This is a genomic window from Streptococcus sp. Marseille-Q7156, from assembly GCF_965119495.1.
Genome location: NZ_CBCPLU010000001.1, coordinates 120,520 through 145,743, shown reverse-complemented (window position 1 = coordinate 145,743; position 25,224 = coordinate 120,520). Strand labels below are relative to the sequence as shown.

Annotated in this window: 23 protein-coding genes and 1 pseudogene; 7 read left to right on the top strand and 17 right to left on the bottom strand. The window is 40.2% G+C overall.

Going from position 1 to position 25,224, the window contains the following annotated elements:
* The first annotated feature begins 95 nt into the window (after positions 1–95).
* Complete coding sequence (gene tyrS, locus ACWPV5_RS00740; protein WP_050116740.1) at positions 96–1,352, top strand: tyrosine--tRNA ligase; 1,257 nt, start codon at positions 96–98, stop codon at positions 1,350–1,352.
* A gap of 77 nt (positions 1,353–1,429) precedes the next feature.
* Here the strand turns inward: tyrS and ACWPV5_RS00735 are convergent, their stop codons facing one another.
* Positions 1,430–3,490 carry a heavy metal translocating P-type ATPase gene (locus ACWPV5_RS00735; protein ID WP_261026624.1) on the bottom strand — a complete coding sequence of 687 codons (2,061 nt, stop codon included), beginning with the start codon at positions 3,488–3,490 and terminating at the stop codon, positions 1,430–1,432.
* A 1-nt stretch (position 3,491) separates the two neighbouring features.
* Positions 3,492–3,770: a DUF6110 family protein gene (locus tag ACWPV5_RS00730; protein ID WP_000910910.1), complete on the bottom strand. Its 279-nt coding sequence runs from the start codon at positions 3,768–3,770 to the stop codon at positions 3,492–3,494.
* 257 nt (positions 3,771–4,027) lie between these two features.
* Between ACWPV5_RS00730 and ACWPV5_RS00725 the strand changes: the two genes are divergently transcribed.
* Entirely contained in the window at positions 4,028–4,876 is an 849-nt protein-coding gene (locus ACWPV5_RS00725) for a putative RNA methyltransferase (RefSeq protein ID WP_261026625.1), read from the top strand.
* Between the two features lie 340 nt (positions 4,877–5,216).
* Here ACWPV5_RS00725 and ACWPV5_RS00720 read toward each other — a convergent pair whose 3' ends face one another.
* From ACWPV5_RS00720 to malQ, 3 genes are all read right to left on the bottom strand, one after another.
* The gene (locus ACWPV5_RS00720) at positions 5,217–5,423 is read right to left on the bottom strand and encodes a hypothetical protein (RefSeq protein WP_454381970.1); all 207 of its coding nucleotides are present in this window, start codon (positions 5,421–5,423) and stop codon (positions 5,217–5,219) included.
* 235 nt (positions 5,424–5,658) lie between these two features.
* Positions 5,659–7,917 (bottom strand): glycogen/starch/alpha-glucan family phosphorylase, encoded by a 2,259-nt coding sequence (glgP, locus tag ACWPV5_RS00715; RefSeq protein ID WP_000950168.1) that lies wholly within the window; start codon positions 7,915–7,917, stop codon positions 5,659–5,661.
* A gap of 25 nt (positions 7,918–7,942) precedes the next feature.
* Positions 7,943–9,460: a 4-alpha-glucanotransferase gene (gene malQ / locus ACWPV5_RS00710; protein ID WP_084891153.1), complete on the bottom strand. Its 1,518-nt coding sequence runs from the start codon at positions 9,458–9,460 to the stop codon at positions 7,943–7,945.
* 486 nt (positions 9,461–9,946) lie between these two features.
* Here malQ and ACWPV5_RS00705 point away from each other — a divergent pair, with 486 nt between their 5' ends.
* From ACWPV5_RS00705 to ACWPV5_RS00685, 5 genes are all read left to right on the top strand, one after another.
* Positions 9,947–11,218 (top strand): extracellular solute-binding protein, encoded by a 1,272-nt coding sequence (locus tag ACWPV5_RS00705; protein WP_153193653.1) that lies wholly within the window; start codon positions 9,947–9,949, stop codon positions 11,216–11,218.
* Positions 11,219–11,328: 110 nt separating this feature from the next.
* Positions 11,329–12,621 (top strand): sugar ABC transporter permease, encoded by a 1,293-nt coding sequence (locus ACWPV5_RS00700; RefSeq protein ID WP_200832398.1) that lies wholly within the window; start codon positions 11,329–11,331, stop codon positions 12,619–12,621.
* Between the two features lies 1 nt (position 12,622).
* The gene (locus tag ACWPV5_RS00695; RefSeq protein ID WP_001065648.1) at positions 12,623–13,465 is read left to right on the top strand and encodes a sugar ABC transporter permease; all 843 of its coding nucleotides are present in this window, start codon (positions 12,623–12,625) and stop codon (positions 13,463–13,465) included.
* Positions 13,466–13,727: 262 nt separating this feature from the next.
* Positions 13,728–14,528, top strand: a complete 801-nt coding sequence (locus tag ACWPV5_RS00690) for a DUF1189 domain-containing protein (RefSeq protein WP_454381969.1) — start codon at positions 13,728–13,730, stop codon at positions 14,526–14,528.
* A 9-nt stretch (positions 14,529–14,537) separates the two neighbouring features.
* On the top strand, positions 14,538–15,524 hold the full coding sequence (locus ACWPV5_RS00685) for a LacI family DNA-binding transcriptional regulator (RefSeq protein ID WP_033675771.1): 987 nt from the start codon (positions 14,538–14,540) through the stop codon (positions 15,522–15,524).
* A 29-nt stretch (positions 15,525–15,553) separates the two neighbouring features.
* On the opposite strand, the gene ACWPV5_RS00680 is transcribed toward ACWPV5_RS00685, so the two are convergent.
* From ACWPV5_RS00680 to ACWPV5_RS00625, 12 genes and pseudogenes are all read right to left on the bottom strand, one after another.
* Positions 15,554–16,495 (bottom strand): YitT family protein, encoded by a 942-nt coding sequence (locus ACWPV5_RS00680; RefSeq protein WP_000806276.1) that lies wholly within the window; start codon positions 16,493–16,495, stop codon positions 15,554–15,556.
* Entirely contained in the window at positions 16,473–18,236 is a 1,764-nt protein-coding gene (aspS, locus tag ACWPV5_RS00675; protein ID WP_454381968.1) for an aspartate--tRNA ligase, read from the bottom strand. The genes ACWPV5_RS00680 and aspS overlap by 23 nt, the downstream gene beginning before the upstream one ends.
* Before the next feature lie 154 nt (positions 18,237–18,390).
* Positions 18,391–18,621 carry a hypothetical protein gene (locus tag ACWPV5_RS00670; protein WP_033682917.1) on the bottom strand — a complete coding sequence of 77 codons (231 nt, stop codon included), beginning with the start codon at positions 18,619–18,621 and terminating at the stop codon, positions 18,391–18,393.
* 17 nt (positions 18,622–18,638) lie between these two features.
* On the bottom strand, positions 18,639–19,280 hold the full coding sequence (locus tag ACWPV5_RS00665; RefSeq protein WP_454381967.1) for a CPBP family intramembrane glutamic endopeptidase: 642 nt from the start codon (positions 19,278–19,280) through the stop codon (positions 18,639–18,641).
* Positions 19,281–19,289: 9 nt separating this feature from the next.
* Positions 19,290–19,988, bottom strand: a complete 699-nt coding sequence (locus ACWPV5_RS00660; RefSeq protein WP_454381966.1) for an ABC transporter permease — start codon at positions 19,986–19,988, stop codon at positions 19,290–19,292.
* Entirely contained in the window at positions 19,981–20,805 is an 825-nt protein-coding gene (locus ACWPV5_RS00655) for an ABC transporter ATP-binding protein (RefSeq protein ID WP_454381965.1), read from the bottom strand. Before ACWPV5_RS00655 ends, ACWPV5_RS00660 begins: the two co-directional genes overlap by 8 nt.
* A gap of 10 nt (positions 20,806–20,815) precedes the next feature.
* On the bottom strand, positions 20,816–21,556 hold the full coding sequence (locus ACWPV5_RS00650) for a DUF3169 family protein (RefSeq protein ID WP_219967272.1): 741 nt from the start codon (positions 21,554–21,556) through the stop codon (positions 20,816–20,818).
* Positions 21,557–21,558: 2 nt separating this feature from the next.
* Positions 21,559–21,756, bottom strand: coding sequence for a hypothetical protein (locus ACWPV5_RS00645; protein WP_219967273.1), 198 nt, complete (start codon positions 21,754–21,756; stop codon positions 21,559–21,561).
* Positions 21,756–21,962, bottom strand: coding sequence for a helix-turn-helix transcriptional regulator (locus ACWPV5_RS00640; RefSeq protein ID WP_001176230.1), 207 nt, complete (start codon positions 21,960–21,962; stop codon positions 21,756–21,758). Before ACWPV5_RS00640 ends, ACWPV5_RS00645 begins: the two co-directional genes overlap by 1 nt.
* Before the next feature lie 9 nt (positions 21,963–21,971).
* Positions 21,972–22,436: pseudogene (locus ACWPV5_RS00635) on the bottom strand (hypothetical protein).
* Between the two features lie 96 nt (positions 22,437–22,532).
* Positions 22,533–23,822 carry a histidine--tRNA ligase gene (hisS, locus tag ACWPV5_RS00630; protein WP_454381964.1) on the bottom strand — a complete coding sequence of 430 codons (1,290 nt, stop codon included), beginning with the start codon at positions 23,820–23,822 and terminating at the stop codon, positions 22,533–22,535.
* Between the two features lie 76 nt (positions 23,823–23,898).
* On the bottom strand, positions 23,899–25,146 hold the full coding sequence (locus ACWPV5_RS00625) for a transporter (protein WP_261054397.1): 1,248 nt from the start codon (positions 25,144–25,146) through the stop codon (positions 23,899–23,901).
* Positions 25,147–25,224: the final 78 nt, after the last annotated feature.

Sequence of the window (25,224 nt, the reverse complement as noted above, 5' to 3'; positions counted from 1 at the left end):
TAAAATAGCCACTTTCTTCCCTATTCTGCTAGGCTATTGCCCAAGTTTGTGATACAATAGTTAGAAACAATAATTTTAAAAAGGAGAAAAGACACATGCACATTTTTGATGAGCTAAAAGAGCGTGGTTTGATTTTTCAAACGACTGATGAAGAAGCTTTGCGTAAAGCCCTAGAAGAAGGTCAAGTTTCTTATTATACTGGCTACGATCCAACTGCTGACAGCCTTCACCTAGGCCACCTTGTCGCAATCTTGACAAGTCGTCGCTTGCAACTAGCAGGTCACAAACCTTATGCGCTCGTTGGCGGTGCTACAGGTCTCATCGGAGATCCGTCCTTCAAAGATGCTGAACGTAGTCTCCAAACAAAAGACACAGTAGATGGCTGGGTCAAGTCTATCCAAGGACAACTTTCTCGTTTTCTTGACTTTGAAAATGGTGAAAATAAAGCTGTCATGGTCAACAACTACGACTGGTTTGGCAGCATCAGCTTCATTGACTTCCTCCGTGATATCGGAAAATACTTCACTGTCAACTACATGATGAGCAAGGAGTCTGTGAAAAAACGGATCGAAACAGGAATTTCTTACACTGAGTTCGCTTACCAAATCATGCAAGGGTACGACTTCTTCGTCCTTAACCAAGACCATAATGTCACTCTTCAAATCGGTGGTTCTGACCAGTGGGGAAATATGACAGCTGGTACTGAATTGCTTCGTCGTAAGGCTGACAAAACTGGTCACGTTATCACTGTTCCACTGATTACCGATGCAACTGGTAAGAAATTTGGTAAATCAGAAGGAAACGCAGTTTGGCTCAATCCTGAAAAGACTTCTCCATACGAAATGTACCAATTCTGGATGAACGTTATGGACGCTGACGCTGTTCGCTTCTTGAAAATCTTTACTTTCTTGTCACTTGATGAGATTGAAGACATCCGCAAACAATTTGAATCGGCTCCACACGAACGCTTGGCTCAAAAAGTCTTGGCTCGTGAAGTTGTCACACTTGTTCACGGCGAAGAAGCCTACAAAGAAGCCCTCAACATCACTGAGCAACTCTTTGCAGGAAACATCAAAAACCTTTCTGTCAAAGAGCTCAAACAAGGACTTCGTGGTGTACCAAACTACCAAGTACAGGCAGACGAAAACCACAATATCGTAGAACTGCTCGTGTCATCTGGTGTGGTTAACTCAAAACGCCAAGCCCGTGAAGACGTTCAAAACGGTGCTATCTACGTCAACGGCGACCGCATCCAAGACCTTGACTATGTCTTGAGTGATGCTGATAAGTTAGAGAACGAACTGACTGTTATCCGTCGCGGTAAGAAAAAATACTTTGTATTGACTTACTAAACTGTTCAACATTTACCTATAAACAAAGGAGTTACCCTCGAGAAAGGTAACTCCTTTTTGCTGTGAATAGTCCCCACCTATCCCTTAATAGACAGGCTACGCAGGACAATGCGTAAGGTTGTTAGATTATGTAAGATAGAAAGATTTGAAGGGCTGAGCCAGTTAAACAAGCCAAAGCCAATCAAACTACTATTTACGACAACGGTATCTTGAATATTCTTCTTGATGAGTGTTTGCAAAGATGATGATAGCCAATCCAACTCTTGGAAGAAATCCAAACGATTATCTAACAATAATATATCGCTCATCTGCTTAGAAATATCTGCACTCTCATTCATCACCACACCGATATCTGATAGGGTTAGAGCAGCTGAGTCATTCAACCCATCCCCAACCATCAAAATAGTGTGACCTGCTTTCTGCAGTTCCTCTACTAACTCAAATTTCCCATCAGGTTTCAAATCTGTATAAACCTGATCAAAGGGCAAATCTTTGACTAATTCCTCTGTCCTAACCAAGGTGTCCCCTGTTGCCAGAATCAATTTTTTCCCTTGTGCCTTAAGTTTCTCCAAGGCTGCTTTTGCTTCTTTTCTCAAAGGAGTATGAATGCAGAACATTCCAATCAATTCATTCTGATAAGCTAAGAATAAGAGATTGTAGTGACTCTTGTACTCTTCAATTAAAGCATTTTGTTCCGAACTGATATGAATCTGCTCATCCTGCATCAAGACATAATTCCCAATAAGAACTGGTTGGCCATCTATATGAGATTTAATCCCCTTACTTGCGATATATTGGAGTTTCCCATGCATTTCCTCATGTTCAATTCCCTCTATCTCGGCTTGCTTGACGATGGCATTAGCAATAGGATGGTAAATGTGTTCCTCAAGACAGGCACTGATTCTGAGAATATCTTCCTCACTATAGTCCCCAAAAGGTAACACCTTTTCAACTATAGGATAACTAGTTGTGATTGTTCCCGTCTTATCAAACAAGAAAGTATCAACTTCCAGATATTTCTCCAGAACATCTCCATCCTTAATCACCATTTCACGGTTCAACCCCTCCTTGATAGCTGTCAAATAAGCTACAGGAGTAGAGATTTTCAAAGCGCAGGAGAAATCGACCAATAGGAAAGAAATAGCCTTAGAAAAAGAACCTGTCAATAGGTAAGTCAGACCAGCCCCCAAGAAATTATATTTGACGACCTTATCCGCCATCTTGATGAAATAGCGTTGTTTCGTTTTCTTGTTTTCTTCAGATTTCTTCATCAACTCAATCAGTTGTAAAATACGGCTGTTCATCTGATTATCGGTTACACGAATGCGTAACTCTCCAGTTTCTAATACTGTATTTGCACAAACCAAATCAGACTCTCTTTTTTCAACTGGAAAACTCTCTCCCGTCAAGGAGCTTTCGTTGACCATACCTAAACCTGAAACCACTTGTCCATCAAACAGAATTTCATTTCCTTGAGATAGGACCAAGACATCTCCTATTTGAACATCGGAACTCTTGATACTAACGACCGTATCGCCCTGCACTAAGAATACATCGCTCTCTTTTGCAAGAAGGCTTTGTTCTAAATCTGTTGCAGTTTTTTTCAAGGACCATTGATCTAAATGATTCCCCAAATCAAGCATAAACATGATGTTGCTGGCAGTCTTGGATTGGTTCATAAACAAGGACAATAAAATCGCCGAACAGTCCAAGACTTCCATCGTTAATTCCTTACGCGCTAGTGTTTGATAGGCTTCTCTAATATAGCCAAAAGCCTGATAACAAGTCCATATATAGCGAATAGGATACGGCACAAAACTACGAAAAAGCACACGCTTAATCGCTGCACCTGAAACAATAGAATAAGCACTCTCTTCTCTACGAATGGGAAGAGTCATCAACTCAGAAACTTTCCCTTTATCAATTCTTTTTAAAAAGGCTTCTGCATTATCTAATACAGAAAAGCCTTCTTTTATGCGTAGAGTAAAGTGCTGTTGATCCATGTAAAACTGGATAGACTCAATCCCCTTTTCATCTCTCGCCAAGGAACGAAGATAGTCTTGAATATCCAAGGTGAGTGAAAAAGAAGATGATAGTCGGATATGTTGGTATCCTCTATGTAGCACTTTAAAAGACATATTATTCTCCTATAAGGCTATCTAATTGCTCTTCTTTTTTCTCTTGCTCGTACAAATATTTGGCATCTTGCAAGACATCGTCTCCATGTTGTTTCACAACAGAAACAGATGCATCTAGCCCGTCTTTCAACTTGTAAGCCTTAGCTAAAGCTTTAGAATAACCTTTTTTAGCTTCCTTACTTGCTAAGATTTTCAAACCAAGGGTACCAAATGCGACACCACCCAAAAAGAGTGATGATTTTTTCGCAACTTTTGCGACGGTTAATACTTCTTTTAACATACTTATTTCCTCCTTATCATTATTATATAGCAATTTAGATATAAAAGCAATTCCATTTTATAAATTGGAAAATTATACTCAATGAAAATCAAAGAGCAAACTAGGAAACTAGCCGCAGGCTGTACTTGAGTACGGCAAGGCGACGTTGACGTGGTTTGAATTTGATTTTCGAAGAGTATTAGTTTTATTTCTACTGAATCTCCCATCTACTTACTCCTAAAGTTGCTTTCATTTGCCTCTTTTGATACACTTAAACTATGAATACAAATCTCAAACCCAAACTCCAGCGTTTTGCTTCTGCGACTGCCTTTGCCTGTCCTATCTGTCAAGAAAATCTGACTCTGGTAGAGAGCAGTCTCAAATGCTGCAATCGTCATTCTTTTGACTTGGCTAAATTTGGCTATATCAATCTGGCACCTCAAATCAAGCAATCTGCTAACTACGACAAGGAAAATTTTCAAAACCGTCAACAAATCCTAGAAGCCGGCTTTTATCAAGCTATCTTAGAGGCTGTATCTAACTTGCTTGCAAGCTCAAAAACTGCCACAACAATCTTGGATATCGGTTGTGGCGAAGGTTTCTACTCTCGAAAACTCCAAGAAAATCACCCTGAAAAAACCTTCTATGCCTTTGATATTTCCAAAGATTCCGTCCAAATCGCTGCCAAGAGCGAACCCAACTGGGCAGTCAATTGGTTCGTTGGTGACTTAGCTCGTCTTCCTATAAAAGACGCCAGCATGGATATCTTACTTGATATCTTTTCCCCTGCCAATTACGGAGAATTTCGTCGCGTTTTATCTAAAGACGGTATCTTGATAAAGGTTATTCCAACTAAAAATCACCTCAAAGAAATCCGTCAGAAGGCACAAGACCAGCTTACAAACAAGGACTATTCCAACCAAGATATCAAAAATCATTTCCAAGAACACTTTACCATCCTATCTAGCCAAACGGCCTCTCTGACTAAGACTATCACAACTGAGCAGCTCCAATCCCTACTCAGTATGACTCCTCTCCTCTTTCACATCGACCAGAGCAAGATTGACTGGAGCCAACTGACAGAGATTACCATTGAAGCAGAGATACTTGTTGGAAAAGCATTCTAAACTAGACTTCCCAAAGGTATAAAACTTACCGAAAATCTTCAATATTACAAAAACGCATAAGAACAGGTACTCAAAAACCTTAATCTTATGCGTTTTGTTATAGTTTCCCTACACATTAAGGGGAAATAGTTGAAATCAGTTCTCTTAATAGCCATTGAATACCATATATTACATTTACTTCAAATATGATATAGGCCGTATAAATCAAGTATTTCGATTTCTCCCGCCTCAAAGAATAGATCTTGTACAAGATAAACAAATTTAAAATAATAAATAATAGAGACAAAATCTTCCTCCAAAATCAATCATAAAAGTAGGCAGTCAAGCATAGTTCTAATCTTTATTTTCGATTCGAAATTACAAACTTATCAATAAATAGTAAGTGATATAAGGCAAGTACCAACCCCCAAAAGCTACCACGAAAAGAGAATTCTTGATGATTGAGAGGAAACAAATCATGGTTACCTATATAGAGGCAGGTCAAAATGATAAATAAAATCCAAAATAAATCAGTCCATCTATATTTTGAAAAATATTTTTTCCACATAAAAACACCTTCTTTCCTACAATCATATTATAATGCTTTATGTAAACGAATACAAGAAATATGAGGTGTTCTAATCATGAGTCTGAAAGACCGTAAAAATCAGCATTTAAAGCCTTCACTGTATCTAGGATCTCCCTATTTTTAGACAAAATTGACCCAAATCCACAGCATTTAAAAAAGCGAATTTCAATCGGAATTCGCTTTTTTACAAAATGTATTAGTATAAACTTGTATCTTAGTTCAAGTGCCAGATATCTTCGTTATACTGAGCGATTGTACGGTCAGATGAGAAGAATCCTGCTTTAGAAATGTTAACGATAACTTTATCCAACCATGCGTCACGGTCTTCATAGTCAGCAAGCATTTGCTCTTTCACTTTGATGTAGTCTTCCAAGTCAAGAAGAGTCATGAACCAGTCTTTGTTGATCAATTCATTGTAAAGACGTTCCAAGCGCTCTTTGTTTCCAGCTGCAAGAACTGCATCGCTAACGATGAAGTCAACCAATGGTTTGATAGCTTCACGAGCGTAGAATTCGCTTGATTTGTAAGCTGCTTTTGCGTAAAGGTCGATAACAGTTTCTGAATCTTCACCAAAGATGTAGATGTTTTCATCACCAACCAACTCAGCGATCTCCACGTTAGCTCCGTCCATAGTACCAAGAGTCAAAGCTCCGTTCAACATGAATTTCATGTTACCAGTACCTGAAGCTTCTTTAGAAGCAAGTGAGATTTGTTCTGAGATATCACATGCTGGGATAAGGAAGCTTGCTGCAGTAACGTTATAGTTTTCAACCATAACTACTTGCAAGTGTGGAGCTACTGCTGGATCGTTAGCAATAACTTCTGACATGCAAAGGATCAAGTGGATGATGTCTTGAGCGATTGTATAGGCTGGAGCTGCTTTACCACCAAATAAGATTGTGATTGGACGAGCAGGGATGTTACCAGCTTTGATGTCAAGGTATTTGTGAATCACGTACAAAGCGTTCATTTGTTGGCGTTTGTACTCGTGAAGACGTTTGATTTGGATGTCAAAGATAGAGTTTGGATTGATTTCCACACCTTGGTGTTCTTTCAAGTGACGAGCCAATTTACGTTTGTTGTGAGCCTTGATGCTTTCCAATTTTTCTTTGACAGCTGCTTTGTCTTCATAAGACAAAAGTTTTTCAAGCTCATCTGCTTCATGGTGCCAACCTTCTCCAAGAATCTCATCCAAGTAGTGAGACAATCTTGGGTTAGCATGCATAAGCCAACGACGGAAAGTAATACCGTTTGTTTTGTTATTGAATTTTTCTGGGTAAAGGTCGTAGAAGGCTTTCAACTCAGAGTTCTTCAAGATTTCAGTATGAAGTGCTGCTACCCCGTTAACGCTGTATCCGTAGTGGATATCCATGTGGGCCATGTGAACACGTCCGCTCTCATCGATAATTTGAACAGCTGGATCTTTGTATTCTGCTTTCACGCGACGGTCCAATTCTTCGATGATTGGTACCAAGTGAGGAACCACTTCTTGCAAGAATTCAAGAGGCCATTTTTCAAGGGCTTCAGCAAGGATTGTGTGGTTAGTGTAGGCAGTCATGCTACGAACGATTGAGATTGCTTCGTCAAGCTCGATACCACGTGCAGTCAAAAGACGGATTAATTCAGGGATAACCATTGATGGGTGAGTATCGTTGATTTGTACAACGGCATAATCAGCAAGGTCATGCAAGTTGCTTCCTTTTTCGATTGCTTCGTCGATGATCAATTGTGCACCATTTGAAACCATGAAGTATTGTTGGAAGATACGGAGCAATTCACCCTGACGGTCACTATCATCTGGGTAAAGGAAGAGAGTCAAGTTGCGAGCGATATCTGTCTTGTCAAAGTTGATACCATCTTTAATAATAGAAGAATCAACTGAATCCAAGTCAAACAAACGCAAGCGGTTTTTAGTTGCTGTTTCATAACCAGTAACATCAATATCGTAAAGAGTTGATGTCAAAGTAAAGTCTGCAAATGGTACTTGGTAGCTACGGCTTGAGCGAACCAACCAGTTTTGCTCTGTCAACCATGCATTTGGAATTGTTTCTTGTTGGTTGTTTTTAAGAACTTGTTGGAAAAGACCAAAGTGGTAGTTAAGACCAACACCGTCACCATTCAAACCAAGAGTCGCAATTGAGTCGATAAAGCAGGCAGCCAAACGTCCCAAACCACCATTACCAAGAGATGGTTCCAATTCAACTTCTTCAACTTCGATCAAGTCTTTACCTGCAGCAGCAAGTTCTTTTTTGACATCGTCGTAAAGACCAAGGTTGATCAAGTTGTTTGACAAGAGTTTACCAATCAAGAACTCAGCTGAGATATAGTAAACTTTCTTTTTACCAGTGTTGACTGGTTTTTGGCTGCTTGCAAGCTTGCTGTAGTTAAGAAGAGCAAGGTAAAGCTCTTCATTGCTACATTCTGCAATGGTTTTATTGTAACGATTTTGTACAAATTCTTGTAGTGATAACATGTTTAAGGTGTCTCCTGATATTGTATTATTTCTTTAATTCTACCAAATTTTCATTAATTCGTCGATAGATTGTTGTCAAGTCAAGCAAACCTTCCTCGACAGCTGGTGTCAATTGATCTTCAGTCATACGCCAAGACCAGTTTCCACCAAGGGTAGATGGGAAGTTCATACGAGCTGTCTCATCCAATTCTAGCAAATCTTGCATAGTTGCAATTGCCATGAAGCTAACTGATGAAAAGACTGTACGAAGCATAGCGTGTGGCACTGTTTCGTATTCTTTACGGTTAGTATAGCGAGCCATGTACTCACGAGTTGCATCATCGATCTCGTTACGGTACCAACCAAGGACCGTGTTATTATCGTGAGTTCCTGTGTACATAACTGAGTTAGCAGGTGCCAAGTGTGGGCTATCGATACTTTCGTCTTCTGGGTTGAAGGCAAATTGAAGAATCTTCATTCCTGGGAAGCCAGTACGTTCACGCAACTCAATAACTTCATCAGTCATGAAGCCAAGGTCTTCAGCGATGATGTTTAGCTCACCAAGTTCTTCCTTAACGGCTGCAAAAAGCTTGTAGCCCGGACCTTTGACCCACTCACCAGGTGCTGCTGTATCGGAACCAGCAGGGATTTCCCAGTAAGATTCGAAACCACGGAAGTGGTCGATACGAACGATATCGTAGATTTTGAAGCTTTCACGCAAGCGTTCAATCCACCATTTGTAGCCGTCTTTGTCCATTGCTTCCCAGTCATAGATTGGGTTCCCCCAAAGCTGACCAGTTGCAGAAAATTCATCTGGTGGGCATCCTGCGATGCAAGTCGCCTTACCGTTGACATCTGTCTTGAAGAGATGTGGATTTGCCCACATATCGCTTGAATCTTCCGCTACGTAGATTGGCATGTCTCCAACGATTTCGATGTGGTTGTCGTTAGCGTAAGCTTTCAATTTCAACCATTGTTGGAAGAAGAAGTATTGAGTCACACGGTGGTAAACCAACTTGTCTGCCAATTGCTCACGATAGCTTTCAAGCGCTGAAGCTTTACGAACGCGAGCATCTGCATCTGGCCATTCAGTCCAAGCAAGATTTTCAAAATGCTCTTTGATAGCCATATACTCAGCAAAGAGCTCAAGCCATGATTGGTTGTCTTGAGCAAATTTCTCAAAATCTTTAACATCTCCGACTTCAAAGAAACGTTTCACCGCTTTTTCTAAAAGAGGACGACGTGCATAGTAAATCTTAGCATAGTCAACTTCAGACGCATCGCTACCAAAGTCAACTCCTTCAAGGTCACTTGCTTCCAACAAACCTTGCTCCACCAAGATATCCAAATCGATAAAATGAGTGTTTCCTGCGAAGGCTGAGAAAGACTGGTAAGGAGAATCTCCGTAACTAGTTGTTCCTAATGGAAGGATTTGCCAGTAACGTTGTTTTGTACGGACCAAGAAATCAACGAAGTCGTAAGCACTTTGACCAAACGATCCGATTCCGTAGGCTCCTGGTAGAGAAGAGATGTGCATCAACACACCACTTTGACGTTTTTTCATAAACAACACCTCGTGTATTTGTAGTTTAAATTTTCATTTTTGGGCGCAAACGTTTGCGTTAAGATAAGTATACTTTATTTTTGGAATAATTGCAAGCGTTTTTAAAAAACTTTTTGATTATTTTTTTAAAAAAAACTTGTCCTTCTTTATGTATACATATACATTTTTCTTTTCTATTTACAAAATCTTCTTCAACTACAAATAGAAGGCTCAACTTAGCCTACTTTTGGTCTAGAGCAATTTATTTTTTGTTCAAAATTTAGGCAATCGTTTCCCTAAATAATTTCAGTAAAATCATGAAAATATATTTTCCGACTTTTCTTCTATTATAAACAAATAAAACGCTTACCATTCCCGTGAAATTTTTTTAAAATTTTTACAAAAAACACTTGCAACCGTTTTCTATTTGTGCTATACTAGTCCCATAAAGGAAAACGTTTGCGTTTCCTCATTATAAAATTTGTTATTCTTTAGGAGGAATACACTATGTCATCTAAATTCATGAAGAGCGCTGCTGTGCTTGGAACTGCTACACTTGCTAGCTTGCTTTTGGTAGCTTGCGGAAGCAAAACTGCTGATAAGCCTGCTGATTCTGGTTCATCTGAAGCGAAAGAAATCACTCTTTACGTTGAGGACCAATACAAAGCTTATGCTGAAACAGTAGCTAAAGCTTATAAAGAACAATCAGGAACAACAGTTAACATCAAATCTGGTGACCAAATGGGTGGGCTTGACAAACTTTCTCTTGACAACCAATCAGGTCAAGCTCCTGACGTTATGATGGCTCCATACGACCGTGTAGGTAGCCTTGGTACTGACGGACAACTTTCAGAAGTGAAATTGAGCGACGGTGCTAAAACAGATGATAAAACTAAATCTCTTGTAACAGCTGCTGACGGTAAAGTTTACGGTGCTCCTGCCGTTATCGAGTCACTTGTTATGTACTACAACAAAGACTTGGTAAAAGAAGCTCCAAAAACATTTGCTGACTTGGAAAACCTTGCTAAAGATAGCAAATACGCATTCGCTGGAGAAGATGGAAAAACTTCTGCTTTCCTAGCTGACTGGACAAACTTCTACTTTGCATACGGACTTCTTGCTGGTAACGGCGCTTACGTATTCGGACAAAACGGTAAAGACGCTAAAGACATCGGTCTTGCAAACGACGGCGCTATCAAAGGTGTAGAATACGCTAAAACTTGGTATGAAAAATGGCCTAAAGGTATGCAAGATACTGAAGGAGCTGGAAACCTAATCCAAACTCAATTCCAAGAAGGTAAAACAGCTGCTATCATCGATGGACCTTGGAAAGCTCAAGCCTTCAAAGACGCTAAAGTAAACTACGGTGTTGCAACTATCCCAACTCTTCCAAACGGAAAAGACTACGCAGCATTTGGTGGTGGTAAAGCTTGGATCATCCCATCAAGCACTAAGAACCTTGAAGCTGCTCAAAAATTTGTAGACTTCCTTGTTTCAACTGAACAACAAAAAGCCTTCTACGATAAAACTAATGAAATCCCAGCTAACACTGAAGCTCGTTCATACGCTGAAGGTAAAAATGATGAGTTGACAACAGCTGTTATCAAACAGTTCAAGAACGCTCAACCAATGCCAAACATCTCTCAAATGTCAGCTGTTTGGGACCCAGCTAAAACAATGTTGTTTGAAGCTGTAAGTGGTAAGAAAGATGCTAAAACAGCTGCTAACGATGCTGTAACATTGATCAAAGAAACAATCAAACAAAAATTTGGTGAATAAAAAATTTGTTCAAGGGGGGGTGGAAATCAAATCCCCCTTTGAATTTATCAACAAAAACACAAATAGTTTAGGTTTTATCTAGAAACCAGTATCCTATGAAAGGAGTTATTATGGAAAAGCAACAACCTAGTAAAGCAGCCCTGCTGTCTATCATTCCTGGGTTAGGACAGATTTACAATAAACAAAAGGCCAAAGGTTTTATCTTCCTTGGTGTAACCATCGTATTTGTCCTTTATTTCCTAGCACTTGCAGCCCCTGAATTGAGCAATCTCATCACTCTTGGTGACAAGCCAGGTCGTGACAATTCCCTCTTTATGCTGATTCGTGGTGCCTTCCATTTAATCTTTGTAGTCGTTTATGTACTCTTTTATTTCTCAAATATTAAAGATGCACATACAACTGCTAAACACATTAACAATGGTATTCCAGTAGCACTTACCTTTAAAGAAATGGTCAAAGGAATCTATGAAAATGGCTTCCCTTACCTCTTGATCATTCCATCTTATGTTGCCATGACTTTTGCAATCATCTTCCCAGTTATCGTAACCTTGATGATTGCCTTTACTAACTACGACTTCCAACACTTGCCACCAAACAAATTGTTGGACTGGGTTGGTTTGACAAACTTTACAAACATTTGGAGCTTGAGTACCTTCCGTTCTGCCTTCGGTTCTGTTCTTTCTTGGACTATCATTTGGGCTTTATCTGCCTCAACTTTACAGATCGTGATTGGTATCTTCACAGCTATCATTGCTAACCAACCATTTATCAAAGGAAAACGTATCTTTGGTGTTATTTTCCTTCTTCCTTGGGCTGTCCCAGCCTTCATCACTATCTTGACATTCTCAAACATGTTTAATGATAGTGTCGGTGCTATCAACACTCAAGTCTTGCCGATCTTTGCTAAATTCCTTCCTTTCCTTGATGGGGCTCTTATTCCTTGGAAAACAGACCCTACTTGGACAAAGGTTGCCTTGATTATGATGCAAGGTTGGCTTGGATTCCCATACATCTACGTTTTGACTTTAGGTATCTTACAATCTATTCCTAACGACCTTTACGAAGCAGCTTATATTGACGGTGCTAATGCTTGGCAAAAATTCCGCAACATCACTTTCCCAATGATCTTGGCTGTTGCAGCACCTACTTTGATTAGCCAATACACCTTCAACTTTAACAACTTCTCTATCATGTACCTCTTCAATGGTGGAGGACCTGGTAGTGTCGGAGGTGGAGCTGGTTCAACCGATATCTTGATCTCATGGATCTACCGTTTGACAACAGGTACATCTCCTCAATACTCAATGGCGGCAGCTGTTACCTTGATTATCTCTATCATTGTCATCTCAATCTCTATGATCGCATTCAAGAAACTACACGCATTTGATATGGAGGACGTCTAAGATGAATAACTCAATTAAACTCAAACGTAGACTGACTCAAACCCTTACTTACCTCTACTTAATTGGCCTATCAATCGTGATTATCTATCCACTTTTGATTACCATCATGTCAGCCTTTAAAGCAGGTAACGTCTCAGCCTTTAAACTAGATACTAATATCGACCTCAATTTTGATAACTTTAAAGGCCTCTTCACTGAAACCTTGTACGGTACTTGGTACCTCAATACTTTGATTATCGCCTTGATTACCATGGTTGTTCAAACAAGTATCATCGTACTTGCTGGTTATGCCTACAGCCGTTACAACTTCTTGGCTCGTAAACAAAGTTTGGTCTTCTTCTTGATTATCCAAATGGTGCCAACCATGGCCGCTTTGACAGCCTTCTTCGTTATGGCGCTTATGTTGAACGCCCTTAACCACAGCTGGTTCCTCATCTTCCTCTACGTTGGTGGAGGTATCCCGATGAATGCTTGGCTCATGAAAGGCTACTTCGATACAGTGCCAATGTCTCTAGACGAATCTGCAAAACTAGACGGTGCAGGACACTTCCGCCGCTTCTGGCAAATTGTTCTTCCACTTGTTCGCCCAATGGTTGCCGTACAAGCTCTCTGGGCCTTCATGGGACCTTTCGGGGACTACATCCTCTCTAGTTTCTTGCTTCGTGAGAAAGAATACTTTACTGTTGCCGTAGGTCTCCAAACCTTCGTTAGCAATGTGAAAAACATGAAGATCGCCTACTTCTCAGCAGGTGCTATCCTCATCGCCCTTCCAATCTGTATTCTCTTCTTCTTCCTACAAAAGAACTTTGTTTCAGGACTTACAAGTGGTGGCGACAAGGGATAATATATCCCCGCCACCCTTTTTCATTTTATACTCTTCGAAAATCTCTTCAAACCACGTCAGCTTCCATCTGCAACCTCAAAACAGTGTTTTGAGCAACCTGCGGCTAGCTTCCTAGTTTGCTCTTGATTTTCATTGAGTATTAGCGATTGCTACTGTAAATATAATATTCTTGCAACAAGCAATTTTTCTCCTAGACTTGAAATAAAGCGCATTTCTCTATATAATAATACTCATATAGAAAACACCTTTTAGAAAGATACCTATGCTTCCATATCCATTTTCCTATTTTTCAAGTATTTGGGGATTTCGTAAGCCCCTGTCCAAACGTTTCGGGCTCAACTGGTTTCAACTTCTCTTTACCAGTATCTTCCTTATTAGCTTGTCTATGGTACCCATTGCCATCCAAAACAGCTCACAGGATACTTATCCGCTAGAAACCTTTATCGATAATGTCTATGAACCATTGACAAATGAGGTTGTCCAGGATCTCTCTGAACACGCTACAATTGTTGATGGCAACTTAACTTATACAGGAACAGCTAGTCAAGCATCTTCTATTGTGATTGGTCCAAGTCAAAGTAAGGAACTACCTAAGGACTTGCAACTGCATTTCGATACGAATGAGCTCGTCATCAGCAAGGAAAGTAAGGAACTGACCCGTATCTCTTACCGAGCCATTCAGACTGAGAGTTTCAAAAGCAAAGACAGCTTGACCCAAGCGATTTCTAAAGACTGGTACCAACAAAATCGTGTCTATATCAGTCTCTTCCTAGTTCTCGGTGCAAGCTTCCTCTTTGGTTTGAATTTCTTTATCGTCTCTCTAGGAGCTAGTCTTCTCCTTTATATCACTAAGAAATCCCGCCTCTTTTCATTTAGAACCTTTAAAGAGTGCTACCATTTTATCTTGAACTGTTTAGGATTGCCGACTCTGATTACGCTTATTTTGGGATTGTTTGGCCAAAATATGTCAAACCTCATCACTATACAAAATATTCTTTTTGTCCTTTATCTGGTCACTATCTTTTATAAAACGCATTTCCGTGATCCAGATTACCATAAATAGGAGATTTTTATGCCCGTTACGATTAAAGACGTGGCCAAGGCTGCTGGTGTTTCGCCTTCAACCGTAACCCGTGTTATTCAAAATAAATCAACCATTAGCGACGAAACAAAAAAACGCGTTCGCAAGGCTATGAAGGAACTCAATTACCACCCCAACCTCAACGCTCGCAGTTTGGTAAGCAGTTATACGCAAGTTATCGGTTTAGTTCTTCCTGATGATTCAGATGCCTTCTACCAGAATCCTTTCTTTCCATCAGTCCTACGTGGCATCTCTCAAGTCGCCTCTGAAAACCACTATGCCATTCAGATAGCAACAGGGAAAGATGAGAAGGAACGTCTTACTGCCATCTCACAAATGGTCTATGGTAAACGTGTAGACGGTTTAATTTTCCTTTATGCCGAAGAGGAAGATCCTTTAGTCAAACTGGTGGCTGATGAGCAGTTCCCCTTCCTCATCCTCGGAAAATCTCTGTCCCCCTTCATTCCACTTGTCGATAATGACAATGTTCAAGCTGGTTTTGATGCGACTGAATATTTCATCAAAAAAGGCTGCAAACGAATTGCCTTTATTGGAGGGACTAAGAGACTCTTCGTAACACAAGACCGTTTAACAGGCTATGAGTCAGCACTCAAACAGTACCAACTGCCTCTTGACAGTAACTTGACCTATTTTGCAAACGAATTCCTAGAAGAAAAGGGCTATCAATTCAGTAAGCGTTTGTTTAAACACGATCCTATGATTGACGCTATCATCACAACTGATAGCCTCCTAGCTGAAGGGGTCTGTGACTACATCGCTAAGCACCAGCTGGATGTCCCTGTTCTCAGCTTCGACTCTGTCAATCCCAAGCTCAACTTGGCAGCCTATGTCGATATCAATAGCCTAGAACTCGGTCAAACATCATTTGAAACGATTCTTCAGATTATCAACGATGCTAAGAGCAATAAACAAATTTGTTACCGTCAGTTAATCGCCCACAAAATTATCGAAAAATAAAAACCAGCTCGCGCTGGTTTTTTTAGTCACTAATTTTCTGTTTCAACGAATCGTCCCAGAATATGAACATTCTCAGATACAGAGACAAAGGCACCTGGATCCACCTGTTTCATAATCTGTTTAAATTCATTAAATTCTGCACGTGTAATGACAGTTATTAAAACTGCCTTTCTTTCGTGATTATAGGTTCCTTCTGCATCGTGGATCATGGTTGCTCCGCGGTGCAATTTTTTATGGATTTTCTCAATTACTTTATCTGGATGATTGGTCACAATCATGGCCTGCATGCGTTTTTGCTTGGTAAAGACAGCGTCTGTCACACGGCTAGAGACAAAGATGGTAATCATAGAGTAGAGAGCGTATTTCCAACCAAAGGTCAAACCTGCTATCAGCATGATAGTCCCATTTACCAAGAAAGAAATACTGCCGACATTCTTACCTGTTTTCTTACGAATGGTCAGGCTGACAATATCTGTACCTCCGCTAGAAATGTTGTTACGGAGCGCAAAACCAATCCCCAAGCCCATGACAACACCCCCAAAAAGGGCATTGATAATAGGATCCTCAGTCAAGGTCGCCACAGGGACAAACTGGATAAAGAAGGAACTCATGGATACCGTGATAAAGGTAAAGACGGTGAACTTATGGCCAATCTGATACCAAGCCAAGACCATCAAAGGAAAATTAATGGCGTAGAAGGTCAGCGAAATCGGAATATGAAAACCAAACCAGTGATTACTCAAGGCAGAGATAATCTGTGCCAAACCTGTCGCACCACTCGAATACACATGCCCTGGTTGGAAAAAGAAATTGACCGCTACTGCTGATAAAAAACCATAGACCAGAGAAGCCGAAATCTTCTCATCGTATTTTTCACGAGAGATGCTTTGTAAGACACGTAAAATTTTTATCTGATGAGCAAAGCGGCGCAGATAATAGCGCCACCGCTTAATTCGTTTTGCTTGTTTCATCTTCTTCTACTTGTAAGCTGAGTTCCTCTAGTTGTTTGAGAGCTACTGTTGAAGGAGCTTGTGTCATTGGGTCACTTGCCTTATTGTTCTTAGGAAAGGCAATAACTTCACGGATATTTTCTTCTCCTGCTAAGAGCATGACAAATCGGTCAAGCCCGATAGCCAAACCACCGTGTGGTGGGAAACCATAGTCCATGGCTTCAAGAAGGAAGCCAAACTGGTCATTTGCTTCTTCAGCTGAGAAACCAAGAGCCTTGAACATGCGTTCTTGAAGGTCTTTTTGATTGATACGAAGGCTACCACCACCAAGCTCATAACCGTTCAAGACAATATCGTAAGCAATGGCACGAACCTTCGCCAAATCACCTTCTAATTCGTGAGCAGTCTCTTCCTGTGGTAGAGTAAATGGATGGTGGGCGCTCATGTAACGACCTTCTTCTTCAGACCATTCAAACATTGGCCAGTCAACCACCCAAAGGAAGTTGAATTTATCGCTATCAATCAAACCAAGCTCTTTGGCAATACGTCCACGAAGGGCACCGAGTGTTGCATTGGCCACTTCAAGCGTATCCGCCACAAAGAGAACGAGGTCCTTATCTTCAAGAGCAAGCGCTGTTGTCAATTCTGCTTGGATGCCTGTCAAGAACTTAGCAACTGGTCCGTTTAATTCTCCATCAACTACCTTGACCCAAGCAAGACCTTTGGCACCGTACTGTTTGGCTACTTCCGTCATCTTGTCGATGTCTTTACGTGAATAGTTGTCAGCAGCTCCTTTGACCACAATGGCTTTTACAGCAGGTGCTTCTGAAAAGACTTTAAAGTCTACACCTTTGACCACTTCTGTCAAGTCCTGAAGCAACATGTCAAAACGAGTATCAGGTTTATCAGAACCGTAAAGAGCCATCGCATCGTCATACTTCATACGAGGGAATGGTAGCGTTACTTCGATGCCTTTTGTTTCCTTCATCACACGCGCAATCAAGCCTTCTGTAATATCTTGGATTTCTTGCTCAGTAAGGAAAGATGTTTCCAAATCGACCTGGGTGAACTCAGGCTGGCGGTCACCACGCAAGTCCTCGTCACGGAAACATTTAACGATTTGGTAATAGCGATCAAATCCAGCATTCATCAACAACTGCTTAGTAATCTGTGGACTTTGAGGAAGCGCGTAAAAATGTCCTTTATTCACACGAGATGGTACCAAATAGTCACGCGCCCCTTCTGGTGTTGACTTAGAAAGGAAGGGTGTCTCCACGTCGATAAACTCCAACTCATCCAAGTAGTTGCGGATAGAGTGGGTCACCTTAGCACGAAGTTTGAGATTTTCCAACATTTCTGGACGACGAAGGTCAAGGTAACGGTAACGCAAACGCGTATCGTCATTAGCCTCAATACCATCCTTAATCTCAAATGGTGTTGTCTTAGCTGTATTAAGCACTGTCAAAGCCGTCACGTTTAACTCAACTGCACCAGTTGGCAACTTATCATTGGCTTGCTCACGCGCAACGACCTGACCAGTCACCTCGATAACGAATTCGCTACGAAGGCTTTCAGCTGTTGTCATAACCTCTGCAGATACTTTTTCAGGGTTGATAACCAACTGCATGATTCCTTCACGGTCACGAAGGTCGATAAAGATCAAACCACCAAGGTCACGACGACGGCCTACCCATCCTTTCAAGGTAATTTCTTGTCCGATGTGTTCCTCACGAACACGACCAGCATACATACTACGTTTCATTGTTTCTCTCCTCTTTTATTCTGTTACTATTTTACCATAAAAGCGCAGGCTCTTCATGAAAATCATCAGAAAAGTTTGCCTGACTTTAAAAATCAGGTAAAGTCCCTAAAAATTAACGCACATACAAAAATCCGATGAACTTCACCGGACTCTTTTATTTTGAATTTTTGCCTGCTTTACGCTTTTCAGCAATTTCAGCTGCCTTTCGAGGCAAGACGATTTCCGTTGTGTAAGCTGTCCCAAAACGCCAGATACCGGCAATAGGGGCAAAGACCACTGCTAGATGACTGTAGAAGAAATCTCCCTTGAAGGCATAAGCTAGCGCCCCAATGATGAAAAATAGAACGACTGCTTGAATCACTGCTAATAAAATTACTCGTTTCATGTGACCTCCTGACTCTATTATAGCATGAGAATCATCAAAAAGCCGACTAAATTATTCAAAGCGTGAAGAGAAATACTGTAGACCAGACCTTTTCTGCTAATATATGCCAATCCCAAACTAAAACCAAGGCTAAAATAGACAAAAAATTGTTGCACATCACCTGGGAAATGAATCAAGGTAAACAGAACACTAGATACCAGAAGAAAAATCAGAGTTTGTTTACTATTGTCCTGCTTAGGAAAGAGGTAGCGTGCTAACATCCCTCTAAAGATAAGTTCTTCCGTCAAAGGAGCAAAAATAACGACCGCAAAGAATGAGAAAAGTGGTTGAGACAAGGTCAAGTCTGTCGCTATTTGCTGATTTACTGAAGGATCATTTGGCAAGAAAAACTGGACAACAAGAGATAAGAACCAAACCAAGGCAGGAAGCCAAATAAATCGGTTGAAGCCACTCTTCTCAATATTGACAGGACCTTTCTGATACCATTTGTAAATACCGTACACATATACTCCAGCCAAGGCCACATAGAGCAAGGTCACAGCATAAGGTGAAGCACCTAAGGCAAGCGAAGTAGTCGCGAGCCCCTGAATGAAGCCATAGATGAATAAAAAGGATAGAATGGCTAGAAGAAACCAGCCAAGGTTTTTAAGTAGTTTCATATAAATCTCCTATCTTGCTTTATAGCTGTTTTTCAATACAAAGAGGTTTGCTATTCCTAACACAAGTACCCAGGCAAGTAACATACCGATGTTAGAAAAAGATATTTCCCCACCTTTTTGATTTAAAAGATTTACAATAGGACCGACGAACGAGTAATCCAACACTTTCTGAGCCGTATCATTTTGAGAAGCAATCATAGGTAAAAAAGAGACAATTAACATAGGAAAGATACTATAGACTTGCGCTTTAGACTGAGTATCTGATACCGCACCAATTAGAAGGTTGAGAAAAATAATACTAATAGTTGCTAGGAGCAAATAGATAACGTAGGCAAATAAATAACCAGATACATCTACTCTAAGATAGATGGGAAGTACAATCATAGCAAGTAACATTATCAGAATAGGGAGAACGAGCATACTGAAAGTATATTCTGTTGCTGTCACACCACTTAGGAGGAGTGATTTAAGATTTCGTTTTTCCTTATCTTCTGCCATCATAATCGATACCATATAACCACTTCCCATGCTCAAGACCATCGTCAAGCTAGCAGATAGTAAAAATAGGCTCAATTGTCCATTCTTATTTAAAAATTCATTATATAAAACAGCAAAACCAAAAGGCATCAATAGAGTCGCCAACAAAGTTGAATTGCTGATAAGAACTTGCACTCTTAACCATAGTAGGGCATTTAATTTTCTAAACATCTAACTTTTCTCCTGTCAATCTGATAAAGATTTCTTCTAGTGTCGGCTCACAAGAGTGAACCACCATCAAATCTGTCGTGTCTAAATGTGGTAATTCTTCAAATGGAACTATCTGTTCTCGTCCATCATTATAAACCACACGTACTTTCTTATCCACATGGTACTTCTGGATAATATCTTGCGGACTTCCATACTCTATTAAATTACCCTTATTTAAAAGAGATAAGCGATCACAAAGCAGAGTTGCTTCATTCATATCATGCGTGGTCAGAAAGATAGTTGTCCCCGCCTGCTTTAATTCTTGAAGTAGGGTATGAATCATCTTAGATGTTGTAGGGTCTAAGCCACTGGTTGGCTCATCTAGAAAGAGAATCTTAGGAGCATTCAGAAGGGCACGAGCCAAGAACATTCGTTGTTTCATTCCTGTAGATAGTTTTTCTGCGATGATGTCTTTAGCATCTGACAATCCAACCTGTTGGAGCACCTGATTTACTCTATCTGACTTGAGACCATACAGCTTAGCATAGATGAGAAGATTTTTGTAAAGACTCATCTTTTCATAAAAACCACTGCCATCACTAACTATACCGATTTGTTCCAAATCATTTGAGGTTAAATCTTGAGAATTCTTGCCTAACAAAACTGTTTTACCTTGATCTGCAGCCAACTGTCCTGTTAAGACATTGATCATGGTTGTTTTACCTGAGCCAGAAGGGCCAAGAAAACCAAAGATTTCACCCTCCTTAATCTCAAAAGAAATCTGATAAAGAGCTTTTTTGCTCCCAAAACTTTTGCTTACATTTTCAACACGAATCATAGAAACTCCTTTATTTAAAATAACGTTTCACCATAGGCAACTGCATCACACCAATATAAATATGGATCGCTCCTACCAGCAAGAAAGCTAGTAACTGAATCTCTCCTGTCAGCAAGGAAAAGAGAGCAATCAAAAAGTAGAGACCTGGCAAGACATATTGGTTTAATTGGAATAAAATTCGAAAACTCTGTTCCAAATTAGCCTGGCGCTCCCCCTCATCGTAAGAATTGACATAGTCTAAATAATCCTTTGGTGTAGAGAAAAATGCCAAATCAAACTGACGAACAATCGCAATAGTCTTATAAAAATATTTTTGAGCATTAAAAATCAATACTAATCCCAAAAAAGAAAGAGGTAAGATTAGATTGCTTCTATCTAGTACAATCACTTCACTTCCTGAAATAAAGAGAGCCAATAAAATCGCTACACTTGTAATATGAAAAGCAATAGTTCCAAACTCAAGATTACGATTCATTTGCACATAATAGGTTTCATTCAGATCATCGTCCATTTCCTCTTGATACAAGGAGTGAAATTTTCTGCTTTTCTTTAAGAAATTGAAAGTCAAAAGAATGCTAATGAAACCTATCAATAAACAAATAGCTGATATCCATGGTATCAAGACTTTTGCATCTAAAATAATTTCGTGGGATTCGGTAGCAGCCTTAAACATCCCTACAAAACCGCCCAAGAAACCTCCAAAGACAACAGACATTAAAAATAACAATCCACCTTTATTTTTCTTTTTCATTTTCATTCTCCTTTTTCACTTGCTAAATTGTTTGCTTTCTTTTCAATCCAGTCAACGACTGGGATGAGGGCAAAGTAAGCCCAAACAAATTGGTCGCTGTAATAGAGATCAAACCATCCTAGATTTGTTCCAATTAGTAGAAATACGCTGACTAATAGAGCTATGGCAACTACATAATAGATCACTTTATACTTGTTCATCACTCGTCCTCCTCCAAGCGAAATACCGATTCGACTGTTTCGTTGAAAATCTGAGATATTTTCAAGGCAATCACAACGGACGGGGTGTATTCGTCCCGTTCTAATAGGCTGATGGTCTGTCTGGAAACCCCTGCCAGTTTGGCTAGGTCGGTTTGATTAAGACCATCGCGAGCTCGAAGCTCTTTTAGACGATTTTTAAGTTGCATGTTACACACCTACTCTCCGTCAAATTCAACTGTCTGGATATCCTCAATGCGTTGTAGTTTGAATTTTTCTTTTCCTTTTTTATTAACACGGCGTAGCTTGACCCATTCCTCATCAACATCCACAACTTCCCAGTTATCTGTTCCAAAAACTTGTCCAACGATTGTCGGTGTTTTCCCAATCAATTCTTTTAATAATCTTGACATTTCTTTATTTCCTTTCTGTTTTTGCTCAATTCTTTTGATTTTATTCTCCAGTTTCTTGACCTTTTGGGAATGGTAGATATAATACATAATCACAAGAGGTACAAATCCTAATGCCCACATAATCGTTCCTTTCTACTTTTCTCTTAACTTGAATTTATTGTAACACATCTTTTTCTTTTTGACAAGCATATTTGTCAAAAAGTTTATGATTTTTGTCATTTTGTAAAAGAAAAAGGTCAGGAGTAGGTTCCTGACCGGTTTATCTATCATTAATACTCTTCGAAAATCAAATTCAAACCACGTCAGCTTCACCTTGCCGTACTCAAGTACAGCCTGCGGCTAGCTTCCTAGTTTGCTCTTTGATTTTCATTGAGTATAAAAACCTAATTTTTCAAAGATTTCTGAGAAGTTTTGGCTGATTGCCTCAAGTGACACTTGCACTTCTTCTCGGGTTTGGTTGTTCTTGACCGTTACTTGTCCGCTTTCGACTTCGCTTTCTCCGAGGGTGATGAGGGTCTTAGCCGCAAAGACATCGGCTGACTTGAACTGAGCTTTGAGTTTACGGTTGAGGTAATCACGCTCTGCTTTGAAACCTTGTTGGCGAAGAGCCTGTACTAGTTCTAGAGCTTTGACATTTGCTCCATCTCCCAAGACTGCGATATAGACATCTAGGGCGTTTTCGATAGGGAGAGACACACCTTGCTTTTCAAGAATGAGAAGCAGGCGCTCTACACCAAGTCCAAAACCAAATCCAGCAGTTTCAGGGCCTCCAAAATAAGACACCAGACCATCGTAACGACCACCCGCACAGACTGTCAGATCATTGCCCTCAATCTCAGTGATGAATTCGAAAATGGTGTGGTTGTAGTAGTCCAGACCACGCACCATATTGGTATCGATGATATAGTCTACTCCAAGATTTTCCAACATCTGACGCACAGCATCAAAATGAGCTTGGCTTTCTTCATCAAGGAAGTCTAAGATAGACGGTGCATTCTCTACTGCCACCTTGTCTTCTTTTTCCTTAGAGTCCAAGACACGGAGAGGATTTTCCTCCAAGCGACGTTGGCTATCCTTAGACAAGGTCTCCTTGAGCGGTGTCAAATAGTCAATTAAGGCTTGGCGGTAGGCCGCGCGGCTCTCAGGATTTCCAAGAGTGTTAAGGTGCAATTTGACACCTTGGATGCCGATTTCTTTCAAGAAATGAGCTGCCATAGCGATGGTTTCCACATCGGTAGCTGGATTGCTAGAACCAAAGCACTCGACACCAATCTGGTGGAACTGGCGTAAACGACCTGCCTGTGGACGCTCATAGCGGAACATAGGGCCCATGTAATAGAACTTACTTGGCTTTTGCACTTCTGGGGCGAAGAGTTTATTTTCCACATAAGAACGGACAACGGGCGCAGTTCCTTCTGGACGGAGGGTAATATGGCGGTCACCCTTGTCATAGAAATCGTACATTTCCTTAGTTACGATATCCGTTGTATCTCCGACAGAGCGACTGATAACCTCGTAATGCTCAAAAATAGGCGTGCGCACTTCTGCATAGTTGTAGCGCTTGAAAATCTCACGGGCAAAGCCCTCAACGTACTGCCATTTGGCAGATTCAGCAGGCAAGATATCCTGCGTTCCTTTTGGTTTTTGTAATTTCATAGGGAATCCTCTTTAAACTTAATAGTCTTATTTTACCATAAATAGAGGGATTAAAACAGTGAGAAAAAATTAGGATTTAAATATCATTTTTGAGATTAATAACTGTCAAAAGAATAGCTAGCAAGGAAAGACCAACAAATAGCATCCAAGTCAACTGTATATTCCATACAGCAATAAGTGAAAAACAAGCTGTTCCCACAGGTATGGATAAGGTAAATAATAAACCTAAAAAATTACTGGTACGAGCTAGAACCTCTGGAGCTAGATTTTTCAGGAGCATGGCACTAATCTTTGGTTGAACTTTACCAGACACATACAGAGTTGAACAGAGAAATAGTAAACCAAGTACGACTTGATTGAATAAATTAGCTAGACCAACTAGACTGAGTCCTACGGTCACCCACATCATCAATCTAGGCAAGGACTGCTTCCCAAAATAATCATTGCCCGTAAGGCTACTGATGATGATTGCTAACAAAGCACAGAATTGACTGATAAATAATGCCTCTGTGTAAGAAAAGTCCAAAAGAGAATGGCTCAAAAAGAAGATGTTATAGATGCTTCCTAAAGCGCCACCCAAGGCATTGATAAGCAAGACAGCAAAGATCATGAATCCAAAGTTTTTCTGTCCACCTTTAAGAAAAACGAGACGTAAATTTCGATAAATCGTTAGGAACTGCTCTTTGATCGGAAGCTTCTCATTTTTTAGAATTTCACCATCAGCAGATGAAAGTGACAGGCTCAATTTGCTTTTTCCTAAAAAGAGAATGACGGCTGATACTAGGAAGAAACAGGCATTGATTCCCGCAACGAGGGAAAAATTGTTGACCGATAGACCTAAGAGCCAGACTCCAAAAGCTTGACCACCAATAGCTGAAATATAGGTGATAAACTGGTTAAAAGAATAAGCCTCCATCAGATCGTCTTCAGCTACTTTTTCTTTAATGAGAGGCATGCGCAAACCACCTGCAAAATCACTGATGACATCACTAATGACATTGATTAAACACAGGCTAGAAAAGGCAAATAGACTAGCTTGCTGGACAACTAGGGCTGCTAGAAAAAATAAAATCGCCTGAAACAAACCACTATAGACCATCCATTTGACCTTGGCCCTCGTATAATCTGCCCGAATCCCTACAAAAACTGTAAAGAAAGTCGGAAGAATCATGACAATATTCGCCATAGCAACAGCAAAAGATGCTTGTGGTAAGGTCGATGCATAGACGATAAATACCAGGTTGAAAATCGAAGCACCAAAAGCATTGAAGAAGCGTGACAAAGTCAAGAGACGATAAGCTTGATTTCTGAACAATAGTTTCATAGATAATCTCCCTTCTTGTTCGAAGTTTTATGTGAAATATGACTATAGTATAGCACTTAGAAATCTTAGAGGAAAACT